The following is a 14816-nucleotide window of genomic DNA, read 5'->3' as shown; positions in this document are numbered from 1 at the left end:
AATATCATTAAAGTTCGGTATTTATAGAGAGGTGATTGTTATGTACATAGGTTTGAGCAGCTCCACTCATAACGAGGGTGGGCGCGTATGAGTTCACAAGCTTCACCAGAAAAACATAATCCGGATTCACCCACAGCGAAGATACACACTCGTCCGTGGGCGGCCACACTTATTCTTACAGGGGGAGTTTTGCTACTCGCTCTGGGTATGGCGTTGTCCATTTCTTTTGGCGCTGCTGATATTAAGCTTAGTGTAGTCTGGAAGGCCATCTTTGACTTCAATCCTGAGCTGACTCCACATCAGATCATATGGGAGATTCGGTTGCCACGTATTCTTGGAGGAGCAATGGTAGGTGCATGTTTCGCTGTAGCTGGGGCGATCATGCAGGGCATGACTCGTAACCCGCTGGCCGATTCAGGTCTGCTTGGGTTGAATGCGGGAGCTGGATTTGCACTTGCAGTTTGTTTTGCCTTCTTCCCTGGCTTGCCATTTATGTATATCATCATGTATTCCTTCCTTGGTGCGGGGCTTGGTGTCCTGTTGGTGTATGGTTTTGGTGCAGCTTCCAAATCAGGCCTTACACCACTACGCCTTGTACTTGCAGGTGCGGCTGTATCAGCGATGTTGTCGGCACTCAGTGAAGGGATTGCATTATATTTCAGGATTGGACAAGATCTGGCTTTCTGGACGGCCGGTGGTGTAGCCGGAACGAAGTGGTCTCAACTTGAGGTCATGTTCCCATGGGTACTCGCGGCACTGATCGCAGGTCTTCTCATCTCCCGTTCCATTACTCTGCTTAGTCTCGGAGAAGATATTGCGGTGGGCTTGGGGCAACGTACTGGGCTGATCAAGCTCATAGGCCTAATTGTTGTACTGATTCTCGCGGGTACAGCTGTGTCCGTGGTGGGTGCGGTCGGTTTTGTTGGACTCATTATTCCCCATCTTACGCGTAAGCTGGTTGGGGTCGATTATCGCTGGATTATTCCATGTTCCGCTGTGATGGGCAGTCTGTTGCTTGTATTTGCGGATCTGGCTGCACGTATGATTAACCCGCCGTACGAGACGCCAATTGGCGCATTGGTTGCCCTCATCGGGGTACCATTCTTCCTGTATCTGGCGCGTAAAGAAAGGAGGACTCTGTAACGATGGAATCCTCAACAATAGTTGGAGCAGAGCGCAAGAAGAGAACCAAGAGTACGATTGTCCTCATTGTGCTTGCCCTATTAATTATTACGGCTTTTGTGGTGAGCATGAACACAGGTTTTACCAAGCTTTCGCCGCTTGAGGTGATGCGAACCCTATTTGGTGGAGGCACGGCGAAACAGGAATTGATCCTGTTTGAATTCCGTCTGCCACGTATTGTGATTTCGGTGCTGGTCGGGGCCGGACTTGCGTTATCTGGTTGTATTTTGCAGGGAGTATCTCGGAATGCGTTGGCAGATCCGGGGATCCTCGGGATTAATGCAGGTGCTGGTCTGGTCGTCATGTTATTTGTTTCCTTTTTCCCGACAACGACAGCAGCGCCGGTATTTCTTTTGCCAATTCTGGCCCTGATCGGTTCCGGTTTTGCTGCATTTCTGATCTACATTCTCTCTTACAAAAAAGGAGAGGGCATCCTGCCTACGCGTATGCTGCTTACAGGGATCGGGGTAGCGGCGGGAATCAGTTCTGCCATGATCGTGCTTACGTTACGGCTTAGTCCGGAAAAATATCAATTTGTAGCTACCTGGATGGCAGGCAGCATCTGGGGTTCGAACTGGAAATTTGTAACGGCATTGTTACCGTTTCTTATTATTCTTGTCCCGCTTGTTCTGTATAAGGCACGTGTACTGAACGTGTTGAATCTGGGTGACCAGACAGCAAGTGGACTCGGGACTCCGGTTGAGCGTGAGCGACTGATTTTGCTTGCGGCTGCGGTAGGACTTGCCGGCTCATGTGTATCTGTGAGTGGGGGGATTGGTTTTGTTGGTCTGATCGGACCGCATTTGGCACGTCGTTTGGTGGGTCCAAAACATCAATTCCTGTTACCTGCATCTGCACTGATCGGTTCATTGCTTGTACTGGTTGCAGATACGCTGGGTCGTGTCATCCTGCAGCCTTCGGAGATTCCTGCGGGGATCCTGGTTGCCATTATTGGTGCGCCATACTTCCTGTATCTCTTAAGCAAGACGAAATAGAACGTAATCATCGTTGTGTGATTGCATAAGGAGGACTTCAGTCCATGCTTCGCCGTTTCTTTGCCTATTACAGGCCTTACAAAAAGCTCTTTATTCTTGACTTTAGCTGTGCGATTCTGGTCGCGCTGCTTGAACTGGCTTTTCCACTGGCGGTCAACCGGGTAGTCGATGATCTGCTGCCAGGCGGCCGCTGGGACTGGATTCTATGGGCGTGTCTGGCATTGCTCGGCATCTACCTCCTGAATTCATTCCTGAACTTCGTGGTTACCTATTGGGGACACAAGCTGGGTATTAACATCGAGACGGATATGCGTAAAAGTCTGTTTAATCATGTGCAGAAGTTATCGTTCCGTTTCTTCGATAATACGAAAACAGGACACCTCGTGTCCCGCATGACTAACGATCTGATGGATATCGGTGAGATTGCCCATCATGGTCCAGAGGATGTATTTATCGCGGTCATGACGCTAATTGGTGCATTCAGTATCATGATGAGCATTAATGGAAATCTGGCGGTGTTAACCTTTATCATCGTACCGTTGATTATTTATCTGTCACTCTACTTTGGTAGCAAAATGTCCAAGGCATTCAGCCGAATGTTCGGTGATATTGCGGACTTCAATGCTCGCGTAGAGAACAATATTACAGGTATCCGTGTTGTTCAGGCTTTTGCTAATGAAGAGCATGAAAAAGCACAATTCGCTGTGAACAACGGTCGTTTCCGTCAGACCAAACTAATCGCATACAAAATCATGGCCTGGAACTCTTCTGTCAGTTATATGCTGATGAAGCTGGTATCCCTCTTTGTCTTGGTATGCGGAACATGGTTTGTCATTCAAGGCAGTATGACCTACGGTCAGTTCATTGCATTTATTATGTTATCCAATGTGTTCTTGACACCGATCCAGAAGATCAACTCGGTTATTGAGACGTATCCCAAAGGGATTGCAGGCTTCAAACGTTATACGGAGTTGCTTGATATGGAACCGGATGTGGAAGATCGTCCAGGAGCCGTTACGGTATCCCATTTGCGTGGGGATATCCGTTATGAGCAAGTGACCTTTGGTTATTCCGATCAGGAACCTGTTCTCAAAGGTATCGATCTAAACGTACGTGCAGGTGAAACTGTAGCGCTTGTCGGTCCATCGGGGGCAGGTAAAACAACGCTATGCAGTCTGCTGCCGCGGTTCTATGATGTGCTGGAAGGTCGCATCACGATCGATGGGCAGGAGATACAGGATATGACACTAGACTCGTTGCGTAGTCATATCGGAATTGTACAACAGGACGTGTTCCTCTTCGATGGAAGCATTCGGGAGAACATTGCCTATGGCAAGCTGGATGCATCCGAAGAAGAAATCTGGATGGCCGCCAGACGTGCTCAGATGGAACCTTTGATTCAATCCATGCCGGAAGGATTGGATACGTTAATTGGTGAACGTGGTGTGAAGCTGTCCGGTGGACAGAAACAGCGTTTGTCTATTGCCCGTATGTTCCTGAAAAACCCACCAATTCTGATCCTGGACGAAGCCACATCCGCGCTGGATACAGAAACGGAAGCGGCGATTCAGCAATCCCTTGCTGAGCTGTCCGAGGGTCGGACCACACTGGTTATTGCTCACCGATTGGCTACGATCAAAAATGCAGACCGCATTATTGTCGTTGCTGAACAAGGGATTACGGAGCAGGGACGGCATGAAGAATTACTCGCAGCAGGTGGGGTGTACAGCCGCCTTCACTATGCGCAGTTTGGCGCGTAACCTATTCAATGTGGATGTAACAATGTAAATACGAGAAGTAACGCCATCGTTCTTGACTTGGAAGGAGTCAGGACGGTGGTGTTTTTTCTTTTTCATGATTAGCGTATGGGTTGGTCGGGAGTGCTGCAGCATAGACTGTCTGTGATCATGGATATGGAAACGGGTAATATAGTAAAGAGAACGCTTAACGTGTAAGATATGTTCATCATCTTGCAAGATATAGGAGGTACACGATATGCAGTTGAACGATATGTTGAAAATTCTTATAACCTGTCTATTATTTATTCTGATTTGGTGGCTACTAACTCAAGGGATTCGCAAACTTTCCAGTACTCGTGCGGGGTCCGGTTTCCAACGCTGGGGTGGATGGTCCATTGGACTTTTCATTATTGGTGCTGTGCCACTCGGTTTTTCGCTATACACAGAGATCTTTGATGAGCGCCTGGATGCTAACATCGGGTTGGGGCTTGCCATGCTGTTTGTTTGGGCTTATTGTGTGATCTTGTTGTGTGCGGCGTTGGTGATCTGGGGCAGGTACGTATACAAAAGGGATATGAAGAAGTGAATATTTGGTTTGATCGTGCTGAGCCCGTCAGGAAGTTAAGGGTGAGCTGACAGCTGTATTTGTAACAATAAACTGATATGGAACGTTAAATTTAGAAAGAGGTGTTATTAAAGGGGGATTTACATATGTCCAGCCTTCGTCGAGTCCTCATATTGCTCTCAATCCTGAGTCGTATGCCTTACGGGATGTTCAGGACATATCGAGTGCAACTCCGTGCAGACTCAAGCCAATGCACCAAGTGAAAAGGGCTTCACTGGTTATGTGGTTGAACGCAAAGACGATTCCATTCTTGTGGTTGATCCTGCATATGAAGACTTCAGTGCGAGCGGAGGAGGAAATCGGTATTATCCGGCAAAATGGTTCTCCAATGCGCCTGATCCACAGATCGGCTCCTATGTTGAAGTCTGGACGGATGGAAGACCAGAAAATCAACCCTATCCTGGGCAGGCCAGAGCAGAAAAGATAGCGGTATCTTGTCCAGTGGCACCGGATGGTGCGCATATGACGGATGCGGATGCGATTCGTAGCGGACTTCTTTCACCTGATGCAGAGAACATCCGTGTTCCAGTCATTGAGGACAAGCGGTTTGATGCAGATTCAGGGACATGGACCCTTCTTATGCGAGATGCGATGACAGCGAATGAAGGGCAAGTAGTTCATGTGACCGTGAAGGACGAGAAGCAAGTTAAGATACAAGGCGGAGAATAAGGGGTTCATAGCTTTATGATGGTGGAGAAGCGCGTGTTGCACAAGATATGATTCAAATTGAAAGAAGTGACACGGATTGATTCATTGTAAGCTATCATGATTTTTGAACCGCCTGTAAGTTCACTTACTGTCCATCATGTATTATGATTCTATAAAAAGGGAAAGGACTCCCCTGCCCATGGAACTATCAAGGTCTCAGCAATTAGCTCAAGAGCATGTAACCCATTATGCAAGAAGCCGTAAAAATGAGGCGGAGCAAACTATTAGAGAAATCCTTCGTATGTCCAACATCGAGATGAAGACATTTGAAAAAGCTATCAATAAACTAAAATGCGCTACACTTTCACCCAGATCGATTAGATCCGAATATGAAAAGCGTGGCTGAAGCACTACTTGAGCAGGGAGTTTATAAAAGTCAGTTTGAGACTTTTTTATCAAATGGAAGTGTCTCCGCATTTTCAGGCGGTGAACGTGACGTTTGGGAGAATAAAATGTTTGGCGGAGCGTACCAAATAAATGGCTCAACCAATAGCGAACGGCCCAAGTATGGGGCACTCAATGTTATGTTACATCCCGATGGACCTGCTCCGCGTTTTGGATCATGTTACTTCCTTTTATCCACTGAGGTCTCTAAGCGTTGCACGTATACATATTTGGATTCTCATCAAGAACCTGAGGGAAAGGGAACGTATGAGGAATTTGACCTCATTTTGGCTGCTCTCATGAGGGATGTATTCTATAGTAATTTTGCCATTGGTGAAAGAAATCTAACGGTTCAAAAGTTAATCGATCATATGCTCGTCAATCTTGAGAAACCATTCCAAAATCCATCAAACCAAGAGCCAAACCGAAATCTGGACCATTATATCGAAGCTCAGGTTCATGGTGATATTTCCCTTGAAAAAGATGTAAAGATGCTTGTTGCCGAACCATCATTTAAAGGCACCCATACAGGAAGAATCTTAGAGCAGATATGTTTAAAGTATTCAATTGATCTCCACTGGCACATGGGCTTTACACTATTGGTTGATGAAGTTCCTATGGATTTTCGAGGTCCTTCGATGCCTTCACTAGCCAAGAGAATTGCAAAAAGTGATTTGATTGATGCAAATATCATTGGTTCTGCAGCTATGGACTTGAAACGAAACCCAAGCCATTGGAGCGATAGAGGAACCTACAAAGAAGTTCTACAAGAGTTAAAATTACTCTGGCATGTCTTAGTGAGATATGGAAAGCCAATGGAAGAGTGAAATAGTACTCTAACGACCTTGAGCGCCTAGCCGTTCAAGGTTGTTTTTTATCATTCAAACGGATTACAGACTATACATTTATCTATGAATCTGCTATCACAAAAACGAACGTATGTTTTATAATTATATTGACTTTTTGTCCTGACAATAATATATTGTTGTCAGGACGAAAAAAGAGGTGAAGCAATGTCCGCCAAAAAGATGGGGCGCCCTAAATCTGACAAACCCAAAAGCAGAACGATCGAGATACGTGTTGACGAGGACATTATGAACAAGCTCGATATTTCGGCTGAGAAGCTGAATACGAATCGATCAGACATCGTTCGCAAAGGGATTGAGAAGGTTTACGACGAACTCCAAAAATGAAAAAAGGAAGCAGCGCAAGTCCCACGAAGAACACGCTGCTTCCTATCACGCAATCACTTGAATGAGCGACTGCATAAATATCCTACCATGTGTAGAACGTTCATTCAAGCGAGGTGCGAATTGATATACAGGAGGATGCACATGAATTCGATATTAGAAGCATTATATAATGGACGACTTCGACCGGATGAGATGATGATGCCGACACATCCTGAATACCAAGCGTTAGGGCGGCAGATTGCAGCTCTGACAAAGCAGTGGAAGAATCGATTGAGCGATGAAGAATTCCGTGAGCTTGAACAGTTATTTGACTTGTGTGGCAGATGTGAGGGCATGCATACCGAAGCAGCGTTTGTACAAGGTTTTCGTCTGGGTGCCAACATGCTAATTGAAGTCATGAGTCAGCGGGAGGAATCGGTGTTGGAGTTTAACTAAGTTTAACGATGTGAGCAGAGATCCGGTTTACTTTTACAGCTAAATTCTCAGGAAATGACGTGCATACAACATACTCATTTTGCATCATAAAATTGTATCATAAATTGATTATAACAAAGCCCTCCAATCCTCTCTGCATTCAACAGCAGGGTTCGAGGGCTTCACTTAAACATAGAGTTAACAATTTATATATAGGGAAAGAGCCTGTTAAACAAATTGTTCCTTAATCCGCAATATTCCCTGCCATCTTCAGACGACGTGCAATTTCCTTAAAGTCTTCTTGCGATATGCCCGGTGCAAATTCTTCCTCGACCGCAGGAGCTTCTGGAATCGGGAATCCTTCAGGTATCCCTTGGATGACTTCAAGAGGTTGTCCATCTTCGGGGTGAGTTCCTTTCCAGATCTGGCCGATCGTGTTGAAATCTTTATCACTATAGGTGTACAGTTTGGTGTGTACCCCTTTTTCTTCATATTTGCGAGCCTCGTTGAAGGCTTTGTTGTTCAGTGAAGGGATAGGAACCAGCTTGGTCACATTTACGCCAGTTGCAATCTCAAGTGCTTTTGCATATGCCACGACATGCACACCGCCACGTACCAGCAGGAAACCAACCACTTCCCGGGCTGCCGGGTGATCCGTCATCTCATATACTTTCATCTTATGGGTACGAGCGCCACATTCTAGGAAGAAGTTATGCAGCAGATCCTCGACCAGATTGCCGCTGTTGAAGACGTTTGCTCCCGTCCATGGATTACCCATAGAGTCAAAAGGCATTGCGCCTTGTGCACCTGCCAGGTAGTGATACGACAGACGAGCATCTTTTACGGAACCTAGCGGTGTGTCGTCGGGTTCTTTGTACTCGGTTGAACCTCTGAGGCATTTGTTAATACCATGAGACACGAGTTCAACATGACCCAATTCTTCTGCCGTAATGCTCATGACGAGGTCATAGAAGGGCTTTAACTTTTCTTTGGATCGAAAATTAAACGATTGATAGAGGTAGTTGTTCAACGTTGACATTTCTCCGAATTTGCCGCCGAGTAATTCTTGTATGGCTGCCGCAGCATTCGGATCTGGCTTCTCGACATTGGGAATCTCAATCAGGATTTCATCCAGGCGTTTGAACATTCGGGTGTAACCTCCTCATATTGGTATTACAGATCGTGTAGGGTTTAAGATCGTGAAGTCACTCTGTCATGGCCTATTACACGTCTATTGGGTTTTTTAAACAAAAAAACAACCAAATGGGACTTAAGCATCGCATAACGCAAGCGCATATTTTCTACCACTTGTTATTTCCTACTATGGTAAAATTTTTGTATAATAAAACATTCAAACAAGTCTTCACGTAGAAGAGAACAGAGTCATGAATCCATAAAGGAGTATGAGATGAACAAGCGTTGGATACAAATAGTTTGGATTGTGATGTTTCTAGTGATTCAGATGTACATAAGCAACGAGCCTGCCACAGCATACGACGTTACGAACGAGGTTCAGGTGGATGAAGCAACGAGGCAGTTACTTGAAAAGAAATACGGGTTGGATCGTCCTCAGGAGCCGAAGACACAACAACACTTTTTCTCAGGTGACTGGGGAATGAGTTTCCGGACAGAGCCTCCGGATTCGTTTGACCGACTTGTTCATGTGATTCCTTTTTCCCTGCGGCCACTGGCCTGGATCTTTCGTTTATTCGTGTAAAATGAAACCCGGACGGGCAATATAACAGAAACATATTGTCCCAAGGAGTGAGTGAAATGAGAATGCTCATCGTTACCGTCATGTCGGTAGTCCTGAGTTTGGCTGGAATTACATCCGGATCAGGGGCCGCTATCCCTGATTATGCGAAGTGGGGAATTATTGCGGTCAAAGAAACACAGACCAAGTATAATGTGGATATTTTGGACTATAAGCATATCGGTCGCACCTCTCTAACAGCGGATCAATCACGGGAACAGTTCAAGTTATGGGTTCGTGCTAAAGACGGCAAGCAATTCGCAGTTTATGTGAATGTTGATTTTAATCCATCTACACAACAGTTAAAGAAAGTACAATTTTCAGAATCGGATCGACACTGATCCGTTATGAACCAGACTGCCTTAATGATTAAGGTGAAAGTCTGGTTTTTTTATTTTACAAAAACCCTTTTTTTACTATTGAATAAAGAACTTATGTTCGCATATAATATAAAATACAAACAAACGTTCTTATCGGAGGGATGATTATGCTAGGGAAATATATTGGCCAGATGGTGGAGCTTGTCTACATGGATCGTGCAGGGCAGATTACGCAGCGACAGATTCGAATTAACAGTGTACGTGGCGGGATGATTAGAGCATCAGCGGGAAAAGAAGGCTCACCCCGAACATTTCTGGAGCAAGGTATTCTGGCATGGCGTCCTGTTACCGATCTGAATGGGGAGGTAAAGTATGCTGAACGACTTTGAACGCAAGATTTTGCGTATTATGGTGAACTATGCAGGGCAACGGCGCAGGTTGCCACGTATGGATGAACTGGAGAACAAGACAGGACGAAGCAGAGCTTACATTCATGAGTCATTGCTGGAGCTTGAACGCACCGGGCACATCGCCTGGGAGAACCGGTCTACTCTGGAAGGGATACAGATTTTGCAGGCATGGGAACAAGTACAACAGCCGGTTCACAAAAGCCAGCCTTCCGGGGACTCCGTAAAATATTTTACGGACTATTAGGGTGTGCTTTCAAACTTAAGCAAGCTATACGACGATGATGGAGGTCAGCATCTAAACAGCCTGGCAGTCCAAGTTGGCTGATCCTGGTGAATGAGCAGATGATTTCTAAGGAACACAGGACGTCTTATTTGGCCTTCCGTTCCTCCTTTTTTAAAATTGTATGGAACATCAGACAAGTTACTTCCCGCAACCCCCTGACAAAAACGCTATAAAAGGCCAAAAATTCTGATATAGCGTGTCTCAGATTCCTTAGATCTCTAAGGTGGCTTCAAATCCTTGAATAAGACGCCTTAGATTCGTCGTGGGTCTGAGTTCGGCTTTCAGTAGGTTTGAAGGCACTTTCTAGGAACATAAGAAAACACCAACCCGGGTAACCGGATCGGTGCTTATTGTGTCATGTGCATCTATTTTAGAAATGGGGAAGTTGGTCCAGGTTGTTGGTTGGGTCACCGTCGGCATCGCCGCGAATGTACATTTCGCCATCCTTGCCTTTAAATACATTCACACCGGCAATAGCGCCAGCCTGTACTTCTGTAAGGGCCTGCTGATAATCCAGTACACGTCCTGCTGAAGTCTGAAAGGCTGTCAGGTCACCGTCACCATTTTTTTGCACGGCTGTGAAACTCTCGCGTGTTGTTTGATCCATGATGTCACACTCTCCTTATATGACCAGATAGGAATCTGCTTACCTGATTAGCCTATCCTAATTCATCGGAAGTATGCACCATATGCTAATAAAGACCTGCCAACGCGGAGGTTTTACAGGCTCTTTCTCATACGAACATGCAGAATATCTGCATCATAAAAAGGTTCTTCCGAAATCACTTCATAACCCAGTTTTTCATAGAATTTCTGTGCCTGACACTGCGCATCCAGTACAGAATAGGATAAGCCGAGTTCACGTGCCAGCTCCTCCATCGCGAGCAGAAGCACACGTCCATAACCAAATGAACGATGAGATTCAAGCACCGCAATCCGCTGCATTTTGGCCGTATCCTTGCTGTAATAGATCAGACGTCCTGTGGCTACAGCTTGCCCATCCGTACTTAACAATACATGATGCACATCTGGACTGATGACATCATATTGATCAATCTCAATCTCCGCAGGCACCTGTTGCTCGATCACAAAAACGTGATGGCGAATTCCCAGGGCTTGCTCCAGTTGTTCTTCTGTTGATACATAACTAATCTCAGCTGCCAATTCCATTCCTTCTTTCTGCTCTTGCGCGACATATCAGACTGAATTATACAAAAAAATGTTTTTCCTGTATAGTGAAGTCTGGAACATACTGGGAGAGGAGGGGGTAGTGATGGGCATGACAGGCATCATGGTAATTACATTGCTAATGTCGGCGGGAATGATTACTCTGTTGTATTACGTTACGAAGAAAGCATACTCACGCAGGTGGGATGAAGATGAGTAATTCACCTGTTAACCTTCACGGCAAGACTTCACTGCTTCCTCGCGGAGAATATACATCTTGAATTACAGAATTGGAGTACACGTCCAGCCAGACGGGCAGAGACTCACCATTTTCATTGGGCTGTTGTAATTGTTGGAATTGTACCGTATGTTCATCCCTCTCCAAGCCACAACCAGTAACGGTTGTAATGAGAATCACAAGCCCAACGCAGGGGAAGAAGCATTTGGTAAATGTATGTTTATTGGATCTTGACCGTTTTGTTATGTTTCTCATAGGGAATTCACCTCGTTGTAGAAATGGTAATCTTTCCTTTATTGTGTACCATTTCGGGTGAATTATAACCAAATAAATCATTGACAATGAACACGGTTACTTGATATGATACTGTTACTTGATTGGGAAACAATTATATACATGATCTGTTAGCTCAGCTGGGAGAGCACTATCTTGACAGGGTAGGGGTCAGTGGTTCGAGCCCACTACAGATCATACACGAGAAGCCTTACAATGTAAGGCTTCTTTTCTTTTTTTACATACAAATAGGAATGCGATTTGCGATAGTTTCAGTTTCTCTCCTCTTTTTAAACAAAACTTAAATAAAACATAAATTCAGCGTAAGGTTCGTCTTCTATACTTGGTTCTGAGGTCAACATAGAACAGGAGAAGGAGAGAACTTATGAATTATTCAAACCCATTTACATCAAAGTTAGCCAGAGTAGGGATCGCGGGTACACTGGCTTTAATACTGGCAACAAGCCCACTTGTCAACATGGGGGTTGTTGCCGCGGAAGCAGACCTAGCGCCTGTATCTACAAAGATACATAACACTCAGAAAGACTCTTTAGAGCAGACCCCGATTCAATACCAGATCCAGGCTCGGTTGAATGAGAAGGACATGACAATCCAGGGGAGCGAGATGGTAACGTATCGCAACACAAGCAAGGATGCACTCCAGCAGTTGGTCCTTCATACATATGCTGATGCAAACCTCTCCAAGTCTACACAGGCGAGCATGTACCAACAGCATAATGAGAAGATTAGTGAAGATCATCCGGAGAAGACAGCGGAGGACTTTCTGGGTGGCATCGATATTCAGGCTGTAACCGCAGATAGCCAATCACTAGGCTTCCATAAGGAAAACCAAGCGTTGACCGTGCAGTTGAAAGAGCCCGTTCAACCAGGCGAATCGGTATCATTCCAACTGGAGTTTCAGTTGAATATACCCTATGGCTCACAGCGAGTGTCCTACTACAAGGACATGATCAATGGTGCACACGGGTTCCCGGTGATGTCTGTATACGATGAGGTTAAGCATCAATGGAACAAGGCACAGTATAGTCGAACATTTGAGAGCGATTATTACACCTCATCGGACTTTGAAGTTCAATTAAATGTTCCTGATGAGTATCAGGTAGCCATGCCGGGCACGATCACCACTCAAGACAGTACAGAACATGATCGTAAGATAGTGTCTGCTGTAGCCGAGAATACGAGGGAGTTTGTTTTCTTTGCAAGTCCTAATCTTCAAGTGGAACGCGCTACCCGTAACGGTCTGACGGTGGAATACTATTATTTTAACGATGATCCATCCAAGAAAAAGATAGTTGACCGGTACATTAATCAGGCATTCAAGGTCATTGATTTTTATAGTGAAAAATATGGCAAGTATCCCTATCCAGAGTTCCGAATTGTCGAGACGTATGTACAAGGCGTTGCCGTGGAGTATGCGAGGCTCATTCAGATGGGACAGATTCAAAATGGTGCTGTTCCAGAAGAAGACACAACATTTGTTCATGAAATAGCGCATCAGTGGTTCCATGCATTGATCGGTAATAACTCGGAGACAGAATCCTTCCTGGATGAAGGCTTTGCTGATTTCTCCATGGTGTATTTTGCCGAGAAACAGGGAGACAAGCTAAATGGGTTCAGATCCATACAGTTTGATACTGCGCCCGTAGATATGGCGATTGCGTCAACAAACGATGAAGCTGGGGATTTGGCAAGTTTGGTATATTATCAGAAGGGGCGACAAGCGATCTATCAGCTTTACCGTTCCGTCGGTGAAGAGAAATTTGACGAGTTCATGAGGACATATTTCAAACGCTACGTGTACCAAAATGCAACGGTAGAGGGGCTGCTCCACACCATTGAAGATGTGCTTGGTAAGGAAGTACGTACAGAAATGCAAATGGCCCTATATCAGCCTAACTTTGTCTTAAAGCCGGAATACCAATTATCACAGGAAGAGACCGCCGCCTATGTACATGACATGTTACAACTACAGTATCAGGCTGTCATGAGAATGATCCCTAATCTGCCTTATGAAGTAATGAATCGATTGATGGACAAAGTCCTTCAAGGCGAGGAATTAACCATTGTGCTCAGCGATCAGGTGAGTAAACTTGCAACTAAACAGCAGGAAGATATGGTTAATCAGTTGACCGGATTCCTTGATATGACCGGTATGAAATACGACGTTATACGGGATCGTAAGGAACTGAAGCAAAAGATGAAAAAAGAGATCGGCAACAGCAACCTTATTGTCATTGGCAATGCCAAGTCAAACGGGTTGGTGCAGGCTTTAAAGTTCAGCATGATCGATCGGGCGAAACAGACAGGTTTTTTTTGGAAAAATACCATGAATGAACCTCTCGCTGCTGGTGCATATGTGATCAAACATCCCTTTAATCAGAATCGATTGATGCTTCATTATTTTTGGAATGAGGATCATCTGAGTGATGCGGCATATGAACCTTTTAAGCTGAAAATACAGGAGTCTATCGGATTCACTAACGATTTTTACCAATACTATCTATTGGATCACCAGGGCAAGGAGAAATCCAATAAAAAAATAGCGAATCCCATATCTTCATTTTTTGCGGAGTAATAAGTCATTGGTTTTTGCAGTTTCTTCCTCTAATCAGGTTAGCCAATTGTTATTGGTTAGCCTGTTTAGTCATTTTAACAAAAGCAAACCGATGGTTGCACAACTCACTCCCCTCCATAGAAAAAATATAACCTTCAAAAAGTCTAAAAGGAGATAAAATTTTATGTTGTTTTGCAAACCAGTCTTGGAATATTAGGCCTTAAAATGGGCATGATGCTTTAACAGAAAGGTAACTTCATGAATATACTTATGGTGAGAAAACAATAGGAGGGATTAATATGAAGGATCAACATTATCCTGGCATGCCATGGAAAGAGACAGTCACTGATCACAACGGTAAGGAAAGCAAAGGAATTAACAAAATGAAAGCGTATTCATATAATACAGGCATTCGCTCTATCATTCGTGTTATTCAGGGGCCGGCTGCGAATATGGGTAATGTTGTTGATCTCTCAAATCTACTAAAGGGCGCATCGGAATTAGTATACTTCTCTCCATTGGACATTGTCACCCTGAACGTTAAGGAGGTTGTGTAA

The 14816-nt window shown here is 44.9% G+C and carries 17 protein-coding genes, 1 tRNA gene and 1 pseudogene; 15 read left to right on the top strand and 4 right to left on the bottom strand.

All coding sequences use genetic code 11. The annotated features are described in order from the left end of the window. Window positions 1–87: 87 nt before the first annotated feature. From ACE04G_RS24235 to ACE04G_RS24200, 8 genes and pseudogenes are all read left to right on the top strand, one after another. Window positions 88–1143, top strand: a complete 1056-nt coding sequence (locus ACE04G_RS24235; protein WP_036614761.1) for a FecCD family ABC transporter permease — start codon at window positions 88–90, stop codon at window positions 1141–1143. Between the two features lie 2 nt (window positions 1144–1145). Next, window positions 1146–2177 carry a FecCD family ABC transporter permease gene (locus ACE04G_RS24230; RefSeq protein ID WP_074095819.1) on the top strand — a complete coding sequence of 344 codons (1032 nt, stop codon included), beginning with the start codon at window positions 1146–1148 and terminating at the stop codon, window positions 2175–2177. A gap of 44 nt (window positions 2178–2221) precedes the next feature. Continuing rightward, window positions 2222–3937 (top strand): ABC transporter ATP-binding protein, encoded by a 1716-nt coding sequence (locus ACE04G_RS24225; RefSeq protein WP_076250814.1) that lies wholly within the window; start codon window positions 2222–2224, stop codon window positions 3935–3937. Between the two features lie 235 nt (window positions 3938–4172). After that, window positions 4173–4502 carry a hypothetical protein gene (locus ACE04G_RS24220; protein ID WP_449004867.1) on the top strand — a complete coding sequence of 110 codons (330 nt, stop codon included), beginning with the start codon at window positions 4173–4175 and terminating at the stop codon, window positions 4500–4502. Between the two features lie 213 nt (window positions 4503–4715). Beyond that, window positions 4716–5210 (top strand): DUF3221 domain-containing protein, encoded by a 495-nt coding sequence (locus ACE04G_RS24215; RefSeq protein WP_449004866.1) that lies wholly within the window; start codon window positions 4716–4718, stop codon window positions 5208–5210. Window positions 5211–5388: 178 nt separating this feature from the next. Then, window positions 5389–6460: pseudogene (locus tag ACE04G_RS24210) on the top strand (DUF3626 domain-containing protein). Window positions 6461–6646: 186 nt separating this feature from the next. Next, on the top strand, window positions 6647–6826 hold the full coding sequence (locus tag ACE04G_RS24205; RefSeq protein ID WP_405117998.1) for a ribbon-helix-helix domain-containing protein: 180 nt from the start codon (window positions 6647–6649) through the stop codon (window positions 6824–6826). Window positions 6827–6967: 141 nt separating this feature from the next. Further along, the gene (locus ACE04G_RS24200; protein ID WP_405117997.1) at window positions 6968–7261 is read left to right on the top strand and encodes a DUF6809 family protein; all 294 of its coding nucleotides are present in this window, start codon (window positions 6968–6970) and stop codon (window positions 7259–7261) included. Window positions 7262–7484: 223 nt separating this feature from the next. Here the strand turns inward: ACE04G_RS24200 and ACE04G_RS24195 are convergent, their stop codons facing one another. After that, complete coding sequence (locus ACE04G_RS24195; protein WP_036614750.1) at window positions 7485–8387, bottom strand: manganese catalase family protein; 903 nt, start codon at window positions 8385–8387, stop codon at window positions 7485–7487. Between the two features lie 261 nt (window positions 8388–8648). Between ACE04G_RS24195 and ACE04G_RS24190 the strand changes: the two genes are divergently transcribed. The 4 genes from ACE04G_RS24190 (at window position 8649) to ACE04G_RS24175 (ending at window position 9967) form a co-directional block, all read left to right on the top strand. Further along, window positions 8649–8957: a hypothetical protein gene (locus ACE04G_RS24190; protein ID WP_405117996.1), complete on the top strand. Its 309-nt coding sequence runs from the start codon at window positions 8649–8651 to the stop codon at window positions 8955–8957. 56 nt (window positions 8958–9013) lie between these two features. After that, window positions 9014–9334 (top strand): DUF3889 domain-containing protein, encoded by a 321-nt coding sequence (locus ACE04G_RS24185; protein ID WP_405117995.1) that lies wholly within the window; start codon window positions 9014–9016, stop codon window positions 9332–9334. A 146-nt stretch (window positions 9335–9480) separates the two neighbouring features. Beyond that, the gene (locus ACE04G_RS24180) at window positions 9481–9702 is read left to right on the top strand and encodes a hypothetical protein (protein ID WP_017687387.1); all 222 of its coding nucleotides are present in this window, start codon (window positions 9481–9483) and stop codon (window positions 9700–9702) included. Continuing rightward, window positions 9686–9967, top strand: coding sequence for a hypothetical protein (locus ACE04G_RS24175; protein ID WP_405117994.1), 282 nt, complete (start codon window positions 9686–9688; stop codon window positions 9965–9967). Before ACE04G_RS24180 ends, ACE04G_RS24175 begins: the two co-directional genes overlap by 17 nt. Window positions 9968–10376: 409 nt before the next feature. On the opposite strand, the gene ACE04G_RS24170 is transcribed toward ACE04G_RS24175, so the two are convergent. The 3 genes from ACE04G_RS24170 to ACE04G_RS24160 all read right to left on the bottom strand — a co-directional run bounded on the left by ACE04G_RS24170 (window position 10377) and on the right by ACE04G_RS24160 (window position 11666). Continuing rightward, window positions 10377–10613 (bottom strand): DUF3892 domain-containing protein, encoded by a 237-nt coding sequence (locus ACE04G_RS24170; protein ID WP_105410271.1) that lies wholly within the window; start codon window positions 10611–10613, stop codon window positions 10377–10379. A gap of 113 nt (window positions 10614–10726) precedes the next feature. Next, the gene (locus ACE04G_RS24165) at window positions 10727–11170 is read right to left on the bottom strand and encodes a GNAT family N-acetyltransferase (RefSeq protein ID WP_036614958.1); all 444 of its coding nucleotides are present in this window, start codon (window positions 11168–11170) and stop codon (window positions 10727–10729) included. A gap of 238 nt (window positions 11171–11408) precedes the next feature. Continuing rightward, a complete protein-coding gene (locus tag ACE04G_RS24160) occupies window positions 11409–11666 on the bottom strand; it encodes a hypothetical protein (RefSeq protein WP_405117993.1) in 258 nt (85 codons plus the stop codon). 143 nt (window positions 11667–11809) lie between these two features. Here ACE04G_RS24160 and ACE04G_RS24155 point away from each other — a divergent pair. The 3 genes from ACE04G_RS24155 to ACE04G_RS24145 all read left to right on the top strand — a co-directional run bounded on the left by ACE04G_RS24155 (window position 11810) and on the right by ACE04G_RS24145 (window position 14816). Next, a tRNA-Val gene (locus tag ACE04G_RS24155) sits at window positions 11810–11882 on the top strand. 187 nt (window positions 11883–12069) lie between these two features. Beyond that, on the top strand, window positions 12070–14280 hold the full coding sequence (locus ACE04G_RS24150; protein WP_449004865.1) for a M1 family metallopeptidase: 2211 nt from the start codon (window positions 12070–12072) through the stop codon (window positions 14278–14280). A gap of 278 nt (window positions 14281–14558) precedes the next feature. Then, a complete protein-coding gene (locus ACE04G_RS24145) occupies window positions 14559–14816 on the top strand; it encodes a hypothetical protein (RefSeq protein WP_449004864.1) in 258 nt (85 codons plus the stop codon).

The organism is Paenibacillus sp. AGC31 (assembly GCF_057334655.1).
This window is presented reverse-complemented; position numbering and strand designations above follow the sequence as displayed.